This is a genomic window from Pseudomonas fluorescens (assembly GCF_902498195.1).
GTDB classification, from domain to species: Bacteria; Pseudomonadota; Gammaproteobacteria; order Pseudomonadales; family Pseudomonadaceae; genus Aquipseudomonas; species Aquipseudomonas fluorescens_BU.
Genome location: NZ_CABVIY010000004.1, coordinates 107,306 through 126,725 on the forward strand (window position 1 = coordinate 107,306; position 19,420 = coordinate 126,725).

Sequence of the window (19,420 nt, forward strand, 5' to 3'; positions counted from 1 at the left end):
CATCAGGAATAGGTCGAGTCTAGCAGCGAGTGGAACGCTAGCTTTTTGATTTGCGGGAGATTAAGGATTATCCATGGTGCAATTAACAAGGTTATTCGTCATAAGCCGTGCTTTTTTTATGGTCTTTCTGATCAGCGGCACTGCGTTGGGTGAAACGTCGCCGATCGTGCCGGTATCTCCGGAAACGAGCGTGACGTCTGCGGCGCCCGGCGATGAGGTCGGGCAAGGGATCCAGGCCGTGCTCGAACCCCTGCAATCGGCGTTCCCGCCGCTGCTCACGTCACGCAAGCATCAGCGTGCGGACATCAATCGGGTGGTCCTGGATTTCTATTCCCATCGCCACTACCGCGCGGCCTGGACCAATGGACGCGATGTCACCCAGTTGCTCAAGAGCCTGAATGAGACTGACATCGATGGCTTGACCCCTGCGGACTTCCGCGGCGATGAACTGGCCGAGGCGCAACTGTTAATGCAGGCCTCCGCGCCGACGCCGGCCCAAGCGGCGGCGTTTGATATCACGCTGACCCGTACCTACATCACCGCGCTGCTGCAATTGCGGCGTGGCAAGGTCGATCCGTCGCGGCTGGATTTCCACTGGAACTTCGACCCGGTCGGGATTGATCCCCGGGAGGATGTGAACAGCTTCTTTGCCGCCCTTGATAATCACGACGTGGCCCGCGCTTTCGCTCAGGCACCGCCGCAAGAGGCGGTGTATCGCAACATGCGTGACGCCCTGGCTCAGCTGCGTCAGGTTCGCGACGCTGGCGGTTGGCCAAAAATCGCCGAGGGGCAGTCGCTCAAGCCGGGGATGGACGGGGTGGCGGTCGCACAGTTGCGGGCGCGCCTGGTCGCCGGTGGTTACCTGGAACCGCAAAAGGGCAAGCGAAACGACTACGACGACAAAGTCATCGCGGCGGTGAAAAAGTATCAGGTCGAGCAGTATCTGGGCTCAGACGGCGTGGCCGGGGCGGCGACCCTGGCGGCGTTGAATGTGCCTGTCGAGGCCCGGATCGATCAGGTCCGGGTAAACATGGAGCGCGCACGGTGGTTGCTGTACAAGCTTCAGGGCACTTTCGTCGTCGTCGACATCGCCGGCTATAAAGTGGCGCTGTACCGCGACGGTCAGCCGATCTGGCGTTCCCGGGTGCAGGTCGGCAAGCCGTTCCGCAGCACGCCGGTGTTTCAGTCAGAGATTACCTACGTCACCTTCAACCCCACCTGGACCGTGCCGCCGACGATTCTGGTCAAGGATATGCTGCCCAAGATTCAGCAGAACCCGGATTACCTGGCGGCCAACCGGATACGGGCCCTGGACCGGGAGGGCAATGTGCTCGATCCATCGACCGTCGACTGGTACAACGCGCGCGGCATCACGCTGCGCCAGGACGCCGGCCCGACTAACTCGCTGGGGCAGGTGGTGATTCGCTTCCCCAACGACTACGCGATTTACCTGCACGACACGCCGCATCGCGAGCTGTTTGCCAAGTCCATGCGTGCCACCAGTTCCGGGTGCATCCGGGTGGAAAACCCGCTGCAACTGGTCGAGTTGCTGTTCAACGACCCCACGCGCTGGAACAGCGAGGGCATTCAAAAACAGCTGGCCAATGGCAAGACCGAAAACATCAAGCTGCCGGTCCGGGTGCCGGTGTTGCTGGCGTACTGGACGGTCGACTTGAGCAAAGAGGGACGGGTGACGTTCAAGCCCGACGTCTATGGTTACGACACGCCGGTACTGAAGCAGTTGAACTTGCCTTCGAAATTGCCTGCCCTGGAACTGCCGCAGGCGGAAAACACGATGGTGGTGACGGGGCAAAGCCAGCCGTAGTCGAGCGCGCCGAAGCAGTTTTCAGGTGAAACCTATCGCAGTAGCCATCGGTCATAAATGATCGATCTACATGGACAGGGAATTTGAAGATGGATGTTGCGGACACACAATCATCACTCACCCCGGGTCGGCTTCATGTGCACGACCTTGATCAGTGCCGCAACACGCAAAAAGGCCCGGTGTTCATCATTGCCTCGGGTGCCTCGACCCGGGATTTTCCCCTGCGCCAATACGCAGGCATCCCGATGATTACCATGAACGGTGCCATCTCGAAATTTATCGGGACCGGTGTCAAACCGTTCTTTTATGTCTGTACCGACCAGGGCTTCTCCGAGCTGCAACCCGAGCTTTTCACACAGGCCATGCTGCTGAGCGAGCGCGTGGCACTCTGGGAACATCACGTCTGGCATACGACGGTCCCGCCCGAAGGCGAACTGTATCTGCTGGCGCGGGCACCCAAGTTGTCCTGGCGCGATCTGTTGTGGCCGGACAAAGAGCTGGTCAGAAACCGCAAGCTCGGCAGTGGCCGCAATAAAACCATGGGCTTTAGCAAGAACCTCAAGCGCGGTTTCTTCGAGGCGCGCACGGTTGCCTACGTGGCGTTGCAGCTGGCTTATCATTTGGGATTCACCCAGGTATTCCTGGTGGGAGTCGACCTGGACCAATCGGTCAGTCGCTTCTATGAAGAGCAAGGCTCTCGGGTATCGCCCTGTGTGCTGGATGAGCATTTCAATACGCGAATCCTGCCGTCGTTCGAGATCCTGGCAAAGCACGTCATGAACCCGGATTTTCAGGTCTACAACCTTTCCGCCATTTCAAAGATTCCTGCAAGGCTGGTGCCGCGGGTGACGCTGGATGAACTCGACAGGCTGATCTGATGACGGCCAGCCTCGATCACGCCGGGCTCAATTCCACCCGTAAAAACTCCACCAACTTTCGTTGCAATCCGCTCAACGCACCGTCGCGGCTGATCAGTGCCAGCTCGGTCGGCGGCAATGGCGGCAGGTCGGTGCAGACGCTGTGCTCGGGCAGCACCGCCGAGGCGGGCAGTACCGAAATGCCCAGCCCGCAGGCCACGGCGGCTTGAATCCCGGTCAGGCTATGACTGCCGAACGCGACCCGCCAGGGCCGTTGCGCCACGTCCAGCAGGCGGATGGCCCGTTGGCGATAGAGGCAGCCCTGGGGAAACAGTGCCAGCGGCAATACGCCGTTGGCCGTATCGGCCTGCGCACCTTTGACCCACACCAGCGCTTCCGGCCAGGCAGCCCAGCACGGGCCGCTGTCCGGCTCGCGCTTGACCAGCGCAATGTCGATGTCACCGCTGGCGAGTTTTTGCTTGAGGTCGGTGCTCATGCCGCTGACGGTTTCCAGGCGTGCCTGGGGTTGTTGCCGGTTGAACCCGGCCAGGATCAGCGCCATGCGCCGCGCGTCGAAGTCTTCCGGCACGCCGATCCGCAGGATCTCCAGGTCGACGTCGCTGGCCAGCGCCTCGATCGCCTGCGAAGACAGCGCCAACAGGCGCCGCGCATAGTGAATCAACAGTTCGCCGTGTTCGGTGAGGCTGATGTTTTGCCCGGTGCGATCACGCAGCAGCAGGGTGTGGCCGACCAGTTCTTCGAGCTTGCGCACCTGTTGGCTGACGGTGGATTGCGTGCGGTGCACACGCTCGGCGGCACGGGTGAAGCTGCCTTCGTCCACTACGCAGATGAAGGTTTTGAGCAGTTCGAGATCCAGCATGGCGAGCGCCCTTGATATTTGTTTTTCGACTGACTGTGGCGTATTGATTTAATTTCACACTATCACGCCCGGCGCTTAATCTGAAGACCACCCCTCAGAGGAAGCTGCCATGACACTCCAAAACACACCGCGCCCTGAATGGCTGACCTTCGATTGCTACGGCACCCTGATTCAATGGGATGAAGGTTTGAACGCCGTGGTGATCGACATTTTGCGCGACAAGGGTGACCACGCCGTCGACGTCAAGCGCCTGATCGAAGTGTATGACCGACATGAACATCGCCTGGAACAGATCCCGCCGCATCGCTCGTTCCGCCAATTGAGCACGCTCGGCCTGCACCTGGCCCTGGAGGAGCTGGGGCTGGCGAGCATGCCGCAAGACAGTCAGCGCCTGGCCGCGGCGATCCCACGGATGCCGCCGTTCCCCGAGGTCATCGCGACGCTGGCGCGACTCAAAGCGATGGGGTTCAAGCTGTGCATCGTGTCCAACACCGACGATGACATCATCGCCGGCAACGTCGCGCAGCTGGGCGGTCACATTGACCGGGTCATCACGGCCCAGCAGGCCGGTGCCTACAAGCCTGATCCACGGTTGTTCGACTACGCTCACGAACAGCTCGGCGTCACCCGCGAGCAGGTGGTGCATATCTGCGCCAGCCCGACGCTGGACCACACCGCCGCCCGTGACATGCATTTTCGTTGCGTGTGGATCGACCGTGGTACCGGCCGGCCATTGCTGCCCGACTATCGACCCGATGCGATCCTGAACACGCTGGATCAGGTCGTGCCCTTGTTCACATCCCTTGGCTGGTAAATCCACGGAGTCAGCGCCATGGCACACACCCTTGCAGGCAGTTCCCGTCCCTCGATGTACACCGGCCTCGACCTCGATGCCCCGGACGTCGTCACCGCTCGCAGCGAGTTGGCGGCGTGCTTTCAACTGGCGGCCCGGCATGGTCTGGAGGAGGGCATCTGCAATCATTTCTCGGCCATGGTGCCGGGGCGTGATGATCTGTTTTTGGTCAACCCCTACGGCTACGCCTTCGAAGAAGTCACCTCTGACAACCTGCTGGTCTGCGATTTCCACGGCCAGGTGGTGGCCGGCCAAGGGCAGCCGGAGGCGACGGCGTTCTATATCCATGCGCGGCTGCACAAGCAATTGCCACGGGTGAAAGTCGCGTTTCACACGCACATGCCCCACGCCACCGCGTTGTGCCTGCTGCAAGGCCCGCCACTGTTGTGGCTGGGCCAGACGGCCCTGAAATTCTATGGGCGCACGGCGGTGGACGAACACTACAACGGCCTGGCCCTGGACGCGTCCGAAGGCGACCGCATTGCTAGCGTGTTGGGCAACGCCGACATCCTGTTCCTGAAAAATCACGGGGTGATCGTCGCCGGGCCCAGCATCGCCGAAGCCTGGGACGATCTGTATTACCTGGAGCGGGCTGCCCAGGTGCAGTTGATGGCGATGGCGACTCAGCGAGAACTCCTGCCGGTGCCCCATGAAGTCGCCCAGCGTGCCTATGAGCAGATGCGCCTGGGTGATGCAGAGAGTGCGCGGGCGCATCTGCACAACGCGATGCGGCGTTTGCAGCGTTCAGTTAAAACCACTTGATAGGGGATTCCCATTTATCGCCGAGAACCCCGTAGACTACGCGCACAAAAACTAAGGGCTTTTGGGTCGGTGCCCATGCGTTGCCCTTAAAGGACGAGCTTTTTTGCCCACTCGCTTTCAAGATCTGCATCTCACCCCCGGCGTCGCATTGAAACGCATACCGCTGCGCAAGGCCGCGGTGCTGTTTATTGCCACGGTGTGCCTGTGCCTGTGCGCGCTGCTTTATCTGCAACTGGAACAATCGCGTCGTCAAGACCTGAGCCAGGCCCAGGTCGCTTCGTCGAACCTGACGCGAGCGATGGCGCAGCAGGCTGAAGACACCTTCATGAAGGCCGACTTGGTACTGAGCAGCCTGGTGGACTGGATTCAGGTCGACGGTTTTGGCCCGCCCCTGAGGCCCCGACTGCAGAGAACCTTCGCCCAGCGCGTGCAGGCCCTGGACGAGTTGCATGGCATCCTGTTGTTCGACCGCAAAGGCCAGTGGGTCGTGACCTCCTTCGAGAACCTGCCCCGGGGCCCCGGCGTGGCGGATCGCGAATACTTCAAGTTTCACCAGCAGAATGTCTCGTCCGTGGCGCACATCGGCCCGGCCATTCGCAGTCGGGAAAACGGCGAGTGGATCATTCCGGTTTCCAAGCGGGTGAACGACCGGAACGGACTCTTCCAGGGCGTGTTGCTGGCCGGGATCAAGATGTCGTACTTCGACCAGTTCTTCAAAAGCTTCAGTATCGATGACAACGGCTCGATGTTCCTCGGATTGACCGATGGCACGCTGTTGGCGCGCCGGCCATTCGTGGAGGCGCAGATCGGCACGTCATTGGCCGAGGGAGAAATCTTCCAGAAGCTGCTGCCCCAGGCGCCCTCGGGCAACGCGATGTTCACCTCGGTGATGGATGGCGTTGTCCGCCTGTATGGCTACCGGCAGCTGGACGCCTACCCGCTGGTGGTGTCGGCGGCCTCGTCCAGGGATTCGATTCTGGCGGGATGGTACGCCACCGCATTTCGTTCCAGTCTCATCGTCGCGCTGGTCATGCTCGGCGTTGCCCTGTTTGGTTGGGTGTTCATCCGCCAGGTGCGCGTCGGCGAGCGGGTCGAGGCGGACTTGCGCCAGGCCCAGCAGGCGCTGGAGCTGATCGCCACCCACGACAGCCTGACCGGCCTGGCCAACCGGCGATTGTTCGAACGGGCGCTGGACATCGAGTTCGGGCGCGGCGCACGCCAGCACAGTCCGCTGAGCCTGATCATGCTCGATATCGATTACTTCAAGCGCTACAACGATACCTATGGGCATGTGGTGGGCGATCACTGCCTGGCCGAAGTGGCGCGGGCGGTGAGAGGTTGCTGTCATCGCAAGGCCGATCTGGCGGTGCGCTACGGCGGTGAAGAGTTTGCGGTATTGCTGCCCGACACCGACCTGCATGGCGCCATGACCATTGCCGAACAGATCCGTCGCAGCGTCATGGACAAAAACATCAGCCACGGCGGATCGCCCACGGGGTTCGTGACCGTGAGCCTGGGCTGTTATTCGTTTGTGCCGACGGGGCGCGACAGCATGGAAGTGTTCATCCAGCGCGCCGACGCGGCGCTGTATCAGGCCAAGCATTCGGGGCGCAATCGCTCGGCCGTGTTGTCGATGGAGGGCGGTGTCGAGGCCCTGATGCGCTCGGATCGTTGACGCCATGGCCGGGAGTTGTTTCACCCGCGCAACACCCCCGATCCGCCGACTGTCCGCCTGTCATGACGGGATCCAATGATCGTCTAGAGTTGCGGTAGCTCTGTCGAATCCGACAGATCTCCCCAACGTACGGACGATCGCCAACATGTTGATAACCCAAGCATTGTCAGCCTTTGCTCTTACCGTTGCTGTCTGCGCTGTGTGTCCTCTGGCCAGCCACGCACAATCGAAAGTCACCGCCGAAGAAGCCCACGCCATTGGCGTTGACGCCTACGTTTATTTCTACCCGCTGTTGACCATGGACATCACCCGCAAGCAGTTCACCAACATCGAGCCGGGCAAGGAATTCGGCAAGGGTCCGATGAACATGTTTGTCAGTGTGCCGCAGTATCCGCCCGCCAGTTTCAAAGGGGTGGTGCGTTCCAATTTCGACACCTTGTACTCCATCGCCTGGCTTGATTTGACCAAGGAACCGCTGGTGATCGCGGCGCCGGACACCGCCGGGCGCTTCTACCTGCTGCCGATGCTCGACATGTGGAGCGACGTGTTCGCCTCGCCGGGCTGGCGCACCACGGGCACCGATGCCTCGCAGTTTCTGGTGACGCCGCCGGGCTGGTCCGGCACCGTGCCTGCCGGGTTGAATCACCTGCCGGCGCCGACACCCTATGTCTGGGTCATCGGTCGTACCAAGACCGACGGTGCCGCAGACTACGCGGCAGTGCACAAGATCCAGGCCGGCTACACCGTGACGCCGTTGTCGCGGCTGGGCAAAAGCGCCGAGCCGGTCAGTGTCAAGATCGACCCCGCCGTGGACATGAAGACCCCGCCGAAAATCCAGGTCGACACGATGTCGGCAGCCACGTACTTCGCGTATGCCGCAGAACTGCTCAAAGTGCATCCGGCCCACAGTACCGATCAGCCGATGCTGGCGCAGATCAGGCGGATCGGCATCGAGCCCGGCAAGGCGTTCGACATCGACGCCCTGGACCCTGAAATCAAGGCTGCATTGCAAACCGTGCCGGAAGAAGCCCAGGCACTGATGAAGTGGAAAGTGGAAACCCTGGCGCGGGTGGTCAACGGCTGGTCAATGAATACCGACACCATGGGCGTCTACGGCAACTACTACCTCAAGCGCGCGATCGTCGCGCAGGTGGGGCTTGGCGCCAATCTGCCCGAGGACGCGATTTATCCGTTGAACCTGGGCGATGCCAATGGCAAGGCCCTCGATGGGACGAATAAATACGTGCTGCATTTCGACAAGGGAGAGGTGCCGCCGGTGAACGCGTTCTGGTCGATCACGCTGTACGACCCCGAAGGTTTTCAGGTAGGCAATGAGCTCAATCGTTTTGCGGTCAGTAGCTGGATGCCGTTCAAGAACAATGCCGATGGCTCGCTCGATATCTATTTCCAGAATGAAAGCCCCGGCAAGGAGCTGGAGGCCAATTGGCTACCGGCGCCCAAAGGCCCGTTCAATTTGACCATGCGTCTGTATGGGCCGAAGGCGGAGGCGCTCAACGGCAAGTGGAACCCGCCTCCGGTCAAACAGATGTAGCCTGGAGGCAATAGAAGCAGCCGATGATTCACCACCATCGGCTGCCTTTTCGCGTTCAGCTGCCCGTCCCGCCACCGGCTCCGCCGGTTCCACCGCCTGCCGATCCGGTCCCGCCACCGGCTCCCGAACCTGAGTTCGAACCGCTGGCGCCACCGGCACTGCCGCTCGACGATCCGGTTGCGCCGCCGTCGCCGGCGTTGCCTCCGGAAGGCGCGGCGGGGGTGTTGTCGGGTGGCATCACGGGACCGCTGGTTGCGCCGGATTTGGGGCCTTTGGTGTCTGCGTCATCACCTGCTGCGAAAGAGGCCAGTGAGGTGGCAGACAATAATCCGGCGAACAAGAGCGAAGTGATTTTGATGTTCATCATGGTCCGTCTCCCAGAAATGAGTCGTTGCATGACGTTGGTGTGAGGGGCGGGGCGCTTGGTGCCGGCGGGATGACGAGTGGTGTGCGTCGCCAACCCATGGTTGACTGAAAACCCTGTGGGAGCGAGCAGCCCCGCTCCCACACTGAATCCTTATTCCGTCAGTCTCCTCTCCAGGTTTTGCCGCACCACCGGCCACTCCTCATCGATGATGCTGAACCTCACCGAATTACGCTTGCGGCCATCGGGCATGATGCGTTCATGGCGCACGATGCCTTCCTGCTGCGCGCCGAGACGCAGAATCGCCCTGCGCGAGGCCTGGTTGTTTTCGTCAGTGGTGAACTGCACCCGCACGCAATCCAGCGCCTCGAAGGCATGGCGCAGCAACAGGTACTTGGCTTCGGTGTTGACGAAGGTTTTCTGCCAGCGGGTCGAGATCCAGCTGCTGCCGATCTCCAGCTTGCGGTTGAGCCGGTCGATTTTCCACAGGCGGGTCGAGCCGATCACCTCACCCGTGTCGTTCAGCACAATGACGAAGGGCAGCACCGTGCCGGCATCGCGGCCATCCAGGGCTTTTTTCAGGTAGGCGTCGACGGTGGTCGACGAGGGCACGACGGTGACGGTGAGGTTCCACAGTTCGCCATCCGCGGCGGCGTGCACCAGGGCGTCGGCATCGGCGTATTGCAGCGGGCGCAGGCTGATTCGGCTGCCTTGCAGGGTGGTGTCTTTCATTCAGGGGGTCTCGGCAGACAGATCGGGCGTCGGCGCCTATTACGCCGCACCTGCGCTGATCGACGCAACCACCGGCGAGCACTGAGGTCACAACCTGAACACCCAGCCAAACGGACCGCTGGCCATGAAAAAGCTCAGAATTGCGACCTTCAACGTCAACGGCATGCGTGCTCGGCTGCCGAACCTGCTGGCCTGGCTTGAGCGCGAGAAACCGGACATCGCCTGTTTGCAGGAACTCAAGTCGGTGGACAGCGCCTTTCCCGCCGCCGAGCTGGAAGCCATCGGCTATGGCGCGATCTGGCAGGGGCAGGCGTCGTGGAACGGCGTGGCGATCCTGGCAAGGGATGCGCAGCCGCTGGAGAGTCGGCGTGGGTTGCCGGGCGATGACGGCGACAGTCAAAGTCGCTATCTGGAAGCCGCCGTCCACGGGGTGCTGGTGGGCTGCCTGTACCTGCCCAATGGCAACCCGCAGCCGGGACCGAAATTCGATTACAAGCTGGCGTGGTTCGAGCGGCTGATCCGCCACGCGCAGACGCTGCAAAACAGCGACCACCCTGTGGTGCTGGCCGGTGACTACAACGTGGTTCCCACCGACCTGGACATCTACAACCCGCGCTCCTGGCTCAAGGACGCCTTGCTGCAACCGGAAAGTCGCGCGTGCTACCAGCGGTTGCTGGACCAGGGCTGGACCGATTCCCTGCGGCACCTGTACCCCGAGGATCGGCTCTACACCTTCTGGGATTATTTTCGCCAGCACTGGCAGAAGAACTCCGGGCTGCGCATCGATCATCTGCTGCTCAATCCCGCGCTGAGCCCATACTTGCAGGACGCTGGCGTCGATGCCTGGGTGCGCAACGAACCCCACGCCAGCGATCATGCGCCGACCTGGATTCAACTGGACTCGCGCAAGCACCGTTGACGGCGGCTGCGGTGCGATTGGCGAAATCAATTGTCGGTGGCAGCGGTTCATCCTTTATACATAGCGCCCATTGGCGGAGCGATCCGCAACCTGTGTGCACAAGGACTGAACGATGAGCGAGCCACGCCTGAGCAACCGTGCGCTGTACCTGCAACGCCTGGGCTTCGATACGCCCCCGGCGCCCACCCTGGACACCTTGCGCCAGCTTCAATTGCGCCATACCGGCGCGTTCCCGTTTGAAAACCTCACCACGCTGTCAGGGGAACCGGTGCTGATCGACTTGCCGTCGGTGGAGCGCAAAGTCTTGCACGAGGGGCGTGGCGGTTACTGCTACGAACTCAACAACCTGTTCCTGGCCTTGCTTCAGGAGCTGGGTTTCGATGCACGTGGCATCAGTGGTCGCGTGGTCATGGGCCAGCCCGAAGGGGCGTGGACTGCCCGCACCCACCGCTTGAGCCTGGTGATCCTCGACGGCGTGCGCTACATCACCGATGTGGGCTTCGGTGGCATGGTGCCCACCGCGCCACTGCTGCTCGACAGCAGGGATGAACAACCCACGCCCCACGAACCGTATCGCATCGAGCAACATGCCGACGGCTACACCCTGCGCGCCAGGGTCGGGGAGGAATGGCGCGGGATGTACATCTTTGACCTGCAACGTCAGGAAGACATCGATTACAGCGTTGGCAACTGGTACGTCTCGACCCATCCCGAATCCTCCTTCACCAGGCAGCTCATGGTGGCGCGGACCGGGGAAGGGTGGCGATGTACCCTCAACAACGGCAGCTTTGCAATCCATCGCCTCGGCCACGACAGCGAACGCCGTGAGGTGGGCGATGTACAGGAACTGACGGCCTTGCTGGAGAGCGAGTTCGGCATTCGGGTGCCGGACAACGAGACGCTGTTGCGTACGCTTGAGCGCTTGATCGCGCCGCAATAGAAGGGGTTATGTGCACACAAAAAAGGGGCAGATTGAATCAATCTGCCCCTTTTTGCGTCAGGGCCTGGCTTCAGGCTCCATCACGCGATGAATTTCCCTGAGGGCCTCTGACAGTTTTTTCTCCAGGGTTTTCAACTCCGAAGCCGTAATTCCCTTTTTGAGATGCCCGGCAGTCGCAGGCTCTGCGGCCTTGCCCTGGTCTGTCAGCAACGCCCGACGCAAGGTGTTGTTGATCGCCGTCTGATAGCCATAGCCCTCGCTTTCCGCCAACGCCCGAGCGGCCTCGATGACCACATCATCGAGCATGATGGTGATTCGGGTTTTGCCTTTGCTGGGGGCCACCGCCCCGCGCTTGGCATGGCTGAAGTCGTACTCGTCTTTCATCGGTCAAGCCTCCTGATACTGGCGACGCTCGTTCTTGCTGGCGAGGCGCGCAGAAATGATTCGCACAAAATTCGGATCTCTGTAGGTGTACGCAACCACCAGCAAACGTCCTTTGCCATCGAGGCCGATGGTGATCCAGCGCTGTTCATCATGGTGATCGTCCTGAAGGGTCAGGGCACGTTCGTCATGGAACACCGGTTCTGTCTCGGCAAGGCTGATGCCTTTGTGCTTGAGTTTGTTGGCTGCATTCTTAGCCCTGTGATACTGAATCTCGAATGACTTAATTATGCATACTTTATATGTATATGAAAGAGGGCGACCGTGACCGGTGGTCGTCAGGAACTCAAAAGACTAGCGGGCGGAGGAGAATGGCCCGGGGGGATGTATTTCAAGATTTGAGGCGCGGTGGCACACAGTCTGCATGACCGACCGTTCATAATTTGAATGGCAAGTTGTATACAACTCTATGGACATTTGTCCTGACTCTTGCATACAGTGTGCGCATAACAAAAACCAGGGAACCCCCTAACATGAAAACGCCCCATGTTTCACACCAACGGCCCGAAGACGAAAACCTCGGGATCGGCGCGAATATGGCTTACGGCCTGCAACATGTTCTGACCATGTACGGCGGCATCGTCGCGGTGCCTTTGATCATTGGTCAGGCTGCCGGGCTGTCGCCGGCGGACATTGGTTTGTTGGTTGCTGCTTCATTGTTTGCGGGGGGGCTGGCCACGTTGCTACAAACCCTGGGTCTACCGTTTTTCGGTTGTCAGCTGCCGCTGGTGCAGGGTGTGTCGTTCTCGGGCGTCGCGACCATGGTGGCGATTGTCAGTAGCGGCGGGGAAGGCGGATTTCAATCGATCCTGGGGGCGGTGATTGCGGCGTCCCTGATCGGCTTGCTGATCACGCCGGTGTTCTCGCGGATCACCAAGTTCTTTCCTCCGCTGGTCACGGGGATCGTGATCACCACCATCGGCCTGACCTTGATGCCGGTGGCCGCGCGCTGGGCCATGGGTGGCAACAGCCATTCCCCGGAATTCGGCAGCATGGCCAATATCGGTCTGGCGGCGACGACGCTGGTGCTGGTGCTGCTGCTGAGCAAAATCGGCAGCGCGACCATCTCCCGCCTGTCGATCCTGCTGGCGATGGTCATCGGTACGATCATCGCGGTGTTCCTGGGCATGGCGGACTTCTCGTCCGTCACCCAAGGCCCGATGTTCGGCTTCCCGACACCGTTCCACTTCGGCATGCCGACGTTCCACTTCGCCGCGATCCTGTCGATGTGCATCGTGGTGATGGTGACGCTGGTGGAAACCTCGGCGGACATCCTGGCGGTCGGCGAGATCATCGACACCAAGGTTGACTCCAAGCGCCTGGGCAACGGCCTGCGTGCCGACATGCTGTCGAGCATGATCGCGCCGATCTTCGGCTCCTTCACCCAAAGCGCCTTTGCCCAGAACGTCGGGCTGGTGGCGGTGACCGGGATCAAGAGTCGTTATGTGGTGGCCACTGGCGGTCTGTTCCTGGTGATCCTCGGCCTGCTGCCCTTCATGGGGCGGGTGATCGCTGCCGTGCCAACTTCCGTGCTCGGCGGTGCCGGTATCGTGCTGTTCGGCACCGTGGCCGCCAGCGGGATTCGTACGCTGTCCAAGGTCGACTACCGCAACAACGTCAACCTGATCATCGTCGCCACCTCCATCGGCTTCGGCATGATCCCGATCGCCGCACCGAACTTCTACGACCACTTCCCGAGCTGGTTCGCCACGATCTTCCACTCGGGCATCAGTTCCTCGGCGATCATGGCCATCGTGTTGAACCTGACCTTCAACCACCTCACGGCCGGTAACTCCGACCAGCAATCGGTGTTTGCGGCGGGGACCGAGCGGGTGCTGCGTTATCAGGACCTGGCGGCGCTGCGCGAAGGCGATTACTTCAGCGACGGCAAGCTGCATGACTGCGACGGCAAGGAAATTCCGGTGGTCGAGGTGGACCACGGGCATGGCGAGCCACGACCGGTGCATGCGAAAAGCAGTGAACATGTCTGACGTTTGAGCGAATGAAAAAAGGCCGGTCTGTCGCGTGACAGATCGGCCTTTTGCATTCAGGCGGTCTTATTGCGCGCTTTGCTTCCAGCGCCCCATCAAGGTATTGGACGGCAATTGTTCATCCAGCAGCTTTCTTGCCGTTTCCACCCCCGCCACTGGCAGCCCTTCGGGGTTCAACAAGCCAATCTGCACCAGCACGCTGGCCTGGTCCCAGTAGATGTGCTCGTGGTACAGCTTGTCGCCCCGGAACTTGATCACACCCAGCATCGGAATCTCGACGTACTTCCCGGTCGGTGCCACGTTGGGCAGCATCCAGTCGATTTCGGTGCTGTGGGTGAAGCACATGATGAATTCATCGACGATCTGCAAGGCGCCGATGGTGCGGGAGATCGGGATGAGTTTCATGTCCGGCGGGTTGCCGTGGACAAAATGGTGTTGATAGAAGCGGCTGAGTTCCTTGGCGCCGACGCCGCCGGTCATGGTCGGAATATGATTGACGTAGGGCTCGGCGACCATGGTCGCCATGGTGGCGGGAACGTCGCGGGTGTCGAACTCGTGGCGGATGTGTTCTTCCCATAGGGCTGACAGGTTGAAGTGCGGGCCGATCTCGCGCTTGAGGGCGGCGATGCTGCGTTCGTGGGCCATCAACGAGGCCGGCTTGTCGAAGTGCGGGCTCCCGGCCCGGGCGAAGGCGTGGTCGACGCCTGGGTACACATAGATTTCGGCCTTGTCGTTGCCGGCCAGGTGCTCGCTGATCAGGGCGCGGGCACTGGCGTCGCAGTAGCCATCGTTTTCGGCAAAATGCAGGACCAGGCGGCCCTTGAGGTTTTCCGCTTCGTGCAGCAGGTGTTCGATGCCCATGCCGTAGTAGCCGACGGCGCAGGCCACATCGGTGCGCGTGGCGGTCAGCCAGGCCAGTTTGCCGCCCATGCAGAAGCCGACATAACCCAGGCCCGCGCCTTCGACTTCAGGCAATGCACGCAGGGCGTTGAAGCTGGCGTCGATGTCGCTGACGGCCTTGTCCACGTCCAGGCGCTGGAACAGGTCGATGGCCACGGCAAAGTCCGCTTCGGTGTAGCCCAGGTCAATGCCCGGTTGCAGGCGCCAGAACAGGTCCGGCACCAACGCCACATAGCCTTCCTCGGCGTAGAAATCAGCCACCGCGCGCATGTTGGCGTTGATCCCGAAAATCTCCTGGCCGATCACCACGCCGGGGCCCTTGCCGCTGGCCGGCAGGGCCAGGTAACCGCTGAACGTGGCGCTGCTGTCCGTGGCCTGGATCTCAATCATCTTGCCCATGTCATCTCCCTCATTCGGTTATCAGGTTTTATTGGCTGTCACGGTGTTGCTGGAACCACACCCGCGGCGACACGCCACGGTCTGGCCCGAGAATCGAAAAGCCGCCGTCTACTGGCACATCGACACCGGTCATCCAGCTTGCACCGGCGCTGCACAGAAAAGCCACCACGTTGCCGATTTCATGGCCACGGCCGATGCGTCCGAGCGGATGAAAGGGCGCCCCGACCCGGTCGGCCAGCTGCGGGTCGTTGTCGCTGAAGTCGGCGACGCTGGGCGACCAGGTCCAGGCCGGCGAGACGCTGAGCACGCGGATGTGCGCCGGGGCCAGGGTCATGGCCAGGTTTTTCGTCAGTTGCAGGATGCCGGCCTTGGAGGCGGGGTATAGCGCGCGCCCGGCCGCGCCGAATTTGCCGCCGGTGCTGCCGATGTTGATCACCACGCCGCCGCCGGGCAGGTGCGGGGCGGCCTTCTGGGTGAAGATCGCCGCCGACACCAGATTGACGTTCAGGGTTTTCAGCCACTGTGCGCGGTCCGAGGCCAGCCCCTGGTCGGCGTAGATGCAAGCGTTGTTGACCAGAATGTCGAGCCTGCCGAAGCGCTCCAGCGTGGCCGCGATGCACGCGTCGATGTCTTTGTCGCGCTCCACGTCGCAGGCACAGAACCCGCAATCCAGTGTCTGCGCCAAGGCCTGGCCACTGTCGGCGTTGCGTCCCACCAGCATCACCCGTGCGCCCTCGGCCAACAGCTGTCGAGCGATGTCCAGGCCGAGCCCCTGGGTGCTGCCGGTGACAATCGCCACTTTGCCTTCGAGCATCATGCCAATTCCTCCAGTGCTTGCTTGACGGGGCTGATGCGGGCGATCAGCGCCATGCTGGCCAGCGAGGCCGTGTGGGCGCCGCTGTCCGCGCTGGCGCAGGCATCGGCCGCCACCGTCACTTCGAAACCGCAATCCACGGCATGGCGCACCGTGCTTTCCACCACCGAGTGGGTCGCCACGCCAGCGATCAACAGCTGCGAAGGATTGAACTGGCGCACGACGGTTTCCAGCGGTGAGCCATAAAAGGCGTTGATCCGGTTGTGGGTGACGACGAACTCGTGGCGGCTGACCTGTGGCGCCAGGGCGCTGAAGAACTCCGCGCCCCAACTGCCTTCCCGGACCGCGCCAAGGCTGGCGACCTGGCGCAGGATCGGCGCGTTCTGGATCAGGTCGGCGTAGTCCGGCCGGAACGCCACGCGCACGTGGACGATCGGCCAGCCCCTGGCGCGCGCGCCGGCGAGCAGTCGACCGGCAGCGTCGAGCAGCGCCGCGCGCACGCCGTCATCGGCGCCCAGCCCGACCCGTATCTTGCCCTCGGGGTGCAACACGTCGTTCTGATAGTGCAGGGCGATCACCAGCGGCGCGTTCATCACACAAACACCTCAAGGTTGGCGAACACATCGTTGCAGTTGATCAGGTCCACCCGCTTGAGCTGGATCTGCCAGCCGCCGCTTTCCTGGGCGGCCAGTTTATAGGTGTAGCGACCGGCGAGCTGGCGTTGCTCCAGGCGCCATTCGCTGTACTGGAAGCTGGCGCTGACCACCAGCAGGCCCTGGGCGTCGAGCCCCTCGACCATCACGTTACCGACCAGGTGCGCGGTTTGGGTCTGCGGTTGCTGGGACCAGTTGCGGGCGTTTTCCACCCGCCGGATCCGCACCTCGCGCAGCATGCGGTTTTCCCAGAACAACGAGATATGGTCGAACGGGTTGGCTTGCTCGTGCTTGTGCGGCACCCAGTACATGCCGGTGTCGGTGAACAGCTTGTCCCACTCCCAGAAACGCCGCTCATCCAGCAGGCGTGCCTCCTGGTAAAGAAACTGTTCGAGCTGGCGCAGGGTCTCGACGGGCACCTGGGCGGGGGTCAAGTGGCGGGTATCGACGTCGATTCGGCGGTCAAGCAGCATGGGTGCTCTCCTTGGCGATCAGGGTGGCGGTCATGAACTGTTTCCAGGCGGCGAACTGGTTGCGCATCGGCAGTTCGCTGGTGCCGTTGGTGGACACCGCGCCGTCTTCCAGCGGCGTATCGGTGCCGACGTAGCGGTGCATGCTGATCCACTCGCCGCCACGGGTCATGTTGCCTTCCTGGCAGCGGGCATAGACTTCGACGTCGTCGGGCATCACGTTGGAGGAGGGCGAGTTGATGACGTTGGCGTAGGTCAGCGCGCGGTCAAACACGGCATCCGGCGCCCCCTTGCAGCGGAAGGTCTGGATCTCGACCATGGTCTGGTCCACGGCGATCGGGCGGATCACCCGGAACTGCATGAACACCGTGTGCGGCGAGCCGCTGCCGTAGATCACCGTGTTGTGGCGGTTCATGCCCAGGATCTCCTTGGCGCGCTGCTCGCCGTAGGCCTGGCTCAGGCAGTCGAAGTGGGCGCGAGAGACCTCGTCGCGCTCGGCGGCGGCCGGGTCGAAGATCGCTTCCATGTAGCCGTGGCCGTTGTGATAGGCGCGCAGTTCGAGCTTTTCCCAGAAGTCATAGGGCTCGCCGTTGCCGTCCATGATCAACAGTTCGAAGGGCATTTCACCGATGGCCTGGGCTTCGTCACGCGCCGCGTCCACCGAGGATTCGTGGGTCACGCGGGCGTGCATGGTGTCGTGCAGGTTCTCGTAGAAGACTTTCCAGTTGGAGCGCTGTTGCACGCGGAAGATGCCGCCTGCCACCTCGACTTCACCGACCGGTGAGCGGTCGCAGAGGTTGTCGATGGAGGTGATGACGCCGCCCAGAAATGATTTGAGGTCCGGTCCGAACGCGGCCTGGCTGGCGAACACGAAGCCGCGATAAGCCTCGACGCGGGCGACGCTGACCATGGAGAAATCCGGGTGCTTGGGGTCATAGCAGGTGCCTTCGAAACCACTCTTGAGCGGCGCCGACAGGTGTTGCCCGTCGAGCTTGAAGGTCCAGGCGTGGTACGGGCAGCGGAAGAACTTGCCGACACTGCCGTCACCGTCGGCCACCAGTTTGGCGCCTTTGTGCGGGCAGCGGTTGTACAGCACGCTGACCTGCTGGTTGGCGCCGCGCACCATGATCACGTCCTGATCGCCGAGGCGCGTGGTGTGGTAGTCGCCGGGGTTTTTGACCTGGCTTTCATGGCCGACGTAGATCCAGGCATTACCGTAGATGCGTTCCATCTCCAGCTTGAACAGGGTCGGGTCGGTGTAGACGCTCTTGTGTACGCTGTCCTCGCGGATCAAGGCAGCGATTTGCTCGTTGGTCGGTATCACGGGATGTCCTCGGCTTGTCACAGATCGAGCACCAGCAGCGCGCTGCTGGCACGGGAGACACAGGTGCAGAAACTGCCGCCGGCGCGGTCGCGCGCCGACAGGCAGATGTCGCGGTGATCGGGCTGACCGTCGATGACCTGGGCGACGCACACGCCGCAGTCACCCCGTCGACAGTCGAACATCGGGTCCAGGCCGGCCTGGAGCATGGCGTCCAGCACGCTTTGCCCGGCGGCCACTTGCAGGCTCACGCCGCTTTCGCGCAGGTGCACTTCAAAGCCCTGATCGCCGGCCACGTCCAGGGCGCCGCTGAACAGTTCGTAATGCAGGTGATCCTCGGCCCAGCCCTGTTCGCGGGCGCAGGCCAGCACGCTGTTGAGCATGGCCGTCGGGCCACAGATATAGAGGTGCAGGCCGGGCCTTGGCGCGGCCAGGATGGCGGCGGCGGGCAAGCGTTTTTGCGGGTCGCCGCCGCTGATCCAGCAATGGTTGTCCTGGCAGGCGCGGGCCTCCGTCAGGTAGGCCATTTGCGCTTCATCGCGTCCGGCGTAATGCAGGGTGAAGGGCTTGCCCGCCGCCTGCAGCGAGCGGGCCATGCCCAGCATGGGCGTGATGCCGATGCCGCCGGCGATCAGCAGCGCATGTTCGGAGTTTTCACACAGCGGGAAGTGGTTGCGTGGCGCATCGGCCAGCAGTTCATCGCCGACCTTGAGCGAGTGCACCCAGCGCGAGCCACCGGTACTCGCCGTTTCGAGCTGGACGGCGATTTCGTAGTGCTTGCCGTCGGGCAGGTTGACCAGCGAATAGGCACGGCGTTGGGTGCGACTGCCGGGCACATGCAACTCAAGGTGCGCGCCGGCGGTGAAGCCCGGCAGTGGCTGGACGCTGCTGGATACCAGCAGCACGCGGCGGATTCTGGGGGTCAGGGGGTCGATCCGGTGGACCCTGAGCGAGAGGCTGGACATACGCAATTCCTGTCTGGATTCGTCATCACTGTATGAAGCCTGAGGGGGGCAAAAAAGCCGCAAACGGCAAACCGGTAGCCACATCTGGCGAGAGTGATTGGGGGCCG

20 protein-coding genes are annotated in these 19,420 nt (G+C 62.0%); 9 read left to right on the plus strand and 11 right to left on the minus strand.

Going from position 1 to position 19,420, the window contains the following annotated elements:
* The first annotated feature begins 73 nt into the window (after window positions 1-73).
* Together F8N66_RS15495 and F8N66_RS15500 are read left to right on the plus strand one after the other, a co-directional pair.
* On the plus strand, window positions 74-1,825 hold the full coding sequence (locus tag F8N66_RS15495) for a L,D-transpeptidase family protein (protein ID WP_150771022.1): 1,752 nt from the start codon (window positions 74-76) through the stop codon (window positions 1,823-1,825).
* Between the two features lie 89 nt (window positions 1,826-1,914).
* Window positions 1,915-2,703 carry a lipopolysaccharide biosynthesis protein gene (locus F8N66_RS15500; protein WP_150771023.1) on the plus strand — a complete coding sequence of 263 codons (789 nt, stop codon included), beginning with the start codon at window positions 1,915-1,917 and terminating at the stop codon, window positions 2,701-2,703.
* Between the two features lie 16 nt (window positions 2,704-2,719).
* Here the strand turns inward: F8N66_RS15500 and F8N66_RS15505 are convergent, their stop codons facing one another.
* A complete protein-coding gene (locus tag F8N66_RS15505; RefSeq protein WP_150771024.1) occupies window positions 2,720-3,562 on the minus strand; it encodes a LysR substrate-binding domain-containing protein in 843 nt (280 codons plus the stop codon).
* Window positions 3,563-3,671: 109 nt separating this feature from the next.
* Between F8N66_RS15505 and F8N66_RS15510 the strand changes: the two genes are divergently transcribed.
* The 4 genes from F8N66_RS15510 to F8N66_RS15525 all read left to right on the plus strand — a co-directional run bounded on the left by F8N66_RS15510 (window position 3,672) and on the right by F8N66_RS15525 (window position 8,404).
* Window positions 3,672-4,376 carry a haloacid dehalogenase type II gene (locus tag F8N66_RS15510; RefSeq protein WP_150771025.1) on the plus strand — a complete coding sequence of 235 codons (705 nt, stop codon included), beginning with the start codon at window positions 3,672-3,674 and terminating at the stop codon, window positions 4,374-4,376.
* 18 nt (window positions 4,377-4,394) lie between these two features.
* Window positions 4,395-5,177 (plus strand): aldolase, encoded by a 783-nt coding sequence (locus F8N66_RS15515; protein WP_150771026.1) that lies wholly within the window; start codon window positions 4,395-4,397, stop codon window positions 5,175-5,177.
* A gap of 103 nt (window positions 5,178-5,280) precedes the next feature.
* Window positions 5,281-6,852 (plus strand): GGDEF domain-containing protein, encoded by a 1,572-nt coding sequence (locus F8N66_RS15520; protein ID WP_150771027.1) that lies wholly within the window; start codon window positions 5,281-5,283, stop codon window positions 6,850-6,852.
* A 145-nt stretch (window positions 6,853-6,997) separates the two neighbouring features.
* Window positions 6,998-8,404: a DUF1254 domain-containing protein gene (locus F8N66_RS15525; RefSeq protein ID WP_150771028.1), complete on the plus strand. Its 1,407-nt coding sequence runs from the start codon at window positions 6,998-7,000 to the stop codon at window positions 8,402-8,404.
* A 55-nt stretch (window positions 8,405-8,459) separates the two neighbouring features.
* On the opposite strand, the gene F8N66_RS31780 is transcribed toward F8N66_RS15525, so the two are convergent.
* Together F8N66_RS31780 and F8N66_RS15535 are read right to left on the minus strand one after the other, a co-directional pair.
* Window positions 8,460-8,771 carry a hypothetical protein gene (locus F8N66_RS31780; RefSeq protein ID WP_150771029.1) on the minus strand — a complete coding sequence of 104 codons (312 nt, stop codon included), beginning with the start codon at window positions 8,769-8,771 and terminating at the stop codon, window positions 8,460-8,462.
* Between the two features lie 150 nt (window positions 8,772-8,921).
* Window positions 8,922-9,500 (minus strand): GNAT family N-acetyltransferase, encoded by a 579-nt coding sequence (locus F8N66_RS15535; protein WP_150771030.1) that lies wholly within the window; start codon window positions 9,498-9,500, stop codon window positions 8,922-8,924.
* A gap of 124 nt (window positions 9,501-9,624) precedes the next feature.
* Between F8N66_RS15535 and F8N66_RS15540 the strand changes: the two genes are divergently transcribed.
* Both F8N66_RS15540 and F8N66_RS15545 read left to right on the plus strand, forming a co-directional pair.
* Entirely contained in the window at window positions 9,625-10,419 is a 795-nt protein-coding gene (locus tag F8N66_RS15540; RefSeq protein ID WP_150771031.1) for an exodeoxyribonuclease III, read from the plus strand.
* Between the two features lie 112 nt (window positions 10,420-10,531).
* Window positions 10,532-11,359: an arylamine N-acetyltransferase family protein gene (locus tag F8N66_RS15545; RefSeq protein ID WP_150771032.1), complete on the plus strand. Its 828-nt coding sequence runs from the start codon at window positions 10,532-10,534 to the stop codon at window positions 11,357-11,359.
* Between the two features lie 57 nt (window positions 11,360-11,416).
* On the opposite strand, the gene F8N66_RS15550 is transcribed toward F8N66_RS15545, so the two are convergent.
* Both F8N66_RS15550 and F8N66_RS15555 read right to left on the minus strand, forming a co-directional pair.
* Complete coding sequence (locus F8N66_RS15550; RefSeq protein WP_150771033.1) at window positions 11,417-11,743, minus strand: BrnA antitoxin family protein; 327 nt, start codon at window positions 11,741-11,743, stop codon at window positions 11,417-11,419.
* Between the two features lie 3 nt (window positions 11,744-11,746).
* Window positions 11,747-12,028 carry a BrnT family toxin gene (locus tag F8N66_RS15555; RefSeq protein ID WP_150771591.1) on the minus strand — a complete coding sequence of 94 codons (282 nt, stop codon included), beginning with the start codon at window positions 12,026-12,028 and terminating at the stop codon, window positions 11,747-11,749.
* A gap of 245 nt (window positions 12,029-12,273) precedes the next feature.
* Here F8N66_RS15555 and F8N66_RS15560 point away from each other — a divergent pair, with 245 nt between their 5' ends.
* Window positions 12,274-13,791 (plus strand): nucleobase:cation symporter-2 family protein, encoded by a 1,518-nt coding sequence (locus F8N66_RS15560; RefSeq protein ID WP_150771034.1) that lies wholly within the window; start codon window positions 12,274-12,276, stop codon window positions 13,789-13,791.
* A gap of 66 nt (window positions 13,792-13,857) precedes the next feature.
* Here F8N66_RS15560 and F8N66_RS15565 read toward each other — a convergent pair whose 3' ends face one another.
* Genes F8N66_RS15565 through F8N66_RS15590 form a run of 6 tightly spaced genes read right to left on the minus strand, consistent with a single transcriptional unit; the run spans window position 13,858 to window position 19,313 of the window.
* Window positions 13,858-15,090, minus strand: a complete 1,233-nt coding sequence (locus F8N66_RS15565; protein ID WP_150771035.1) for a dienelactone hydrolase family protein — start codon at window positions 15,088-15,090, stop codon at window positions 13,858-13,860.
* A 28-nt stretch (window positions 15,091-15,118) separates the two neighbouring features.
* Window positions 15,119-15,907 carry an SDR family oxidoreductase gene (locus tag F8N66_RS15570; RefSeq protein ID WP_150771036.1) on the minus strand — a complete coding sequence of 263 codons (789 nt, stop codon included), beginning with the start codon at window positions 15,905-15,907 and terminating at the stop codon, window positions 15,119-15,121.
* Window positions 15,904-16,497: a cysteine hydrolase family protein gene (locus F8N66_RS15575; protein ID WP_150771037.1), complete on the minus strand. Its 594-nt coding sequence runs from the start codon at window positions 16,495-16,497 to the stop codon at window positions 15,904-15,906. The genes F8N66_RS15570 and F8N66_RS15575 overlap by 4 nt, the downstream gene beginning before the upstream one ends.
* Window positions 16,497-17,030 carry an aromatic-ring-hydroxylating dioxygenase subunit beta gene (locus F8N66_RS15580; protein ID WP_150771038.1) on the minus strand — a complete coding sequence of 178 codons (534 nt, stop codon included), beginning with the start codon at window positions 17,028-17,030 and terminating at the stop codon, window positions 16,497-16,499. The genes F8N66_RS15575 and F8N66_RS15580 overlap by 1 nt, the downstream gene beginning before the upstream one ends.
* Entirely contained in the window at window positions 17,020-18,351 is a 1,332-nt protein-coding gene (locus tag F8N66_RS15585) for an aromatic ring-hydroxylating dioxygenase subunit alpha (protein WP_150771039.1), read from the minus strand. The genes F8N66_RS15580 and F8N66_RS15585 overlap by 11 nt, the downstream gene beginning before the upstream one ends.
* A gap of 17 nt (window positions 18,352-18,368) precedes the next feature.
* Entirely contained in the window at window positions 18,369-19,313 is a 945-nt protein-coding gene (locus F8N66_RS15590; RefSeq protein ID WP_150771040.1) for a PDR/VanB family oxidoreductase, read from the minus strand.
* Window positions 19,314-19,420: the final 107 nt, after the last annotated feature.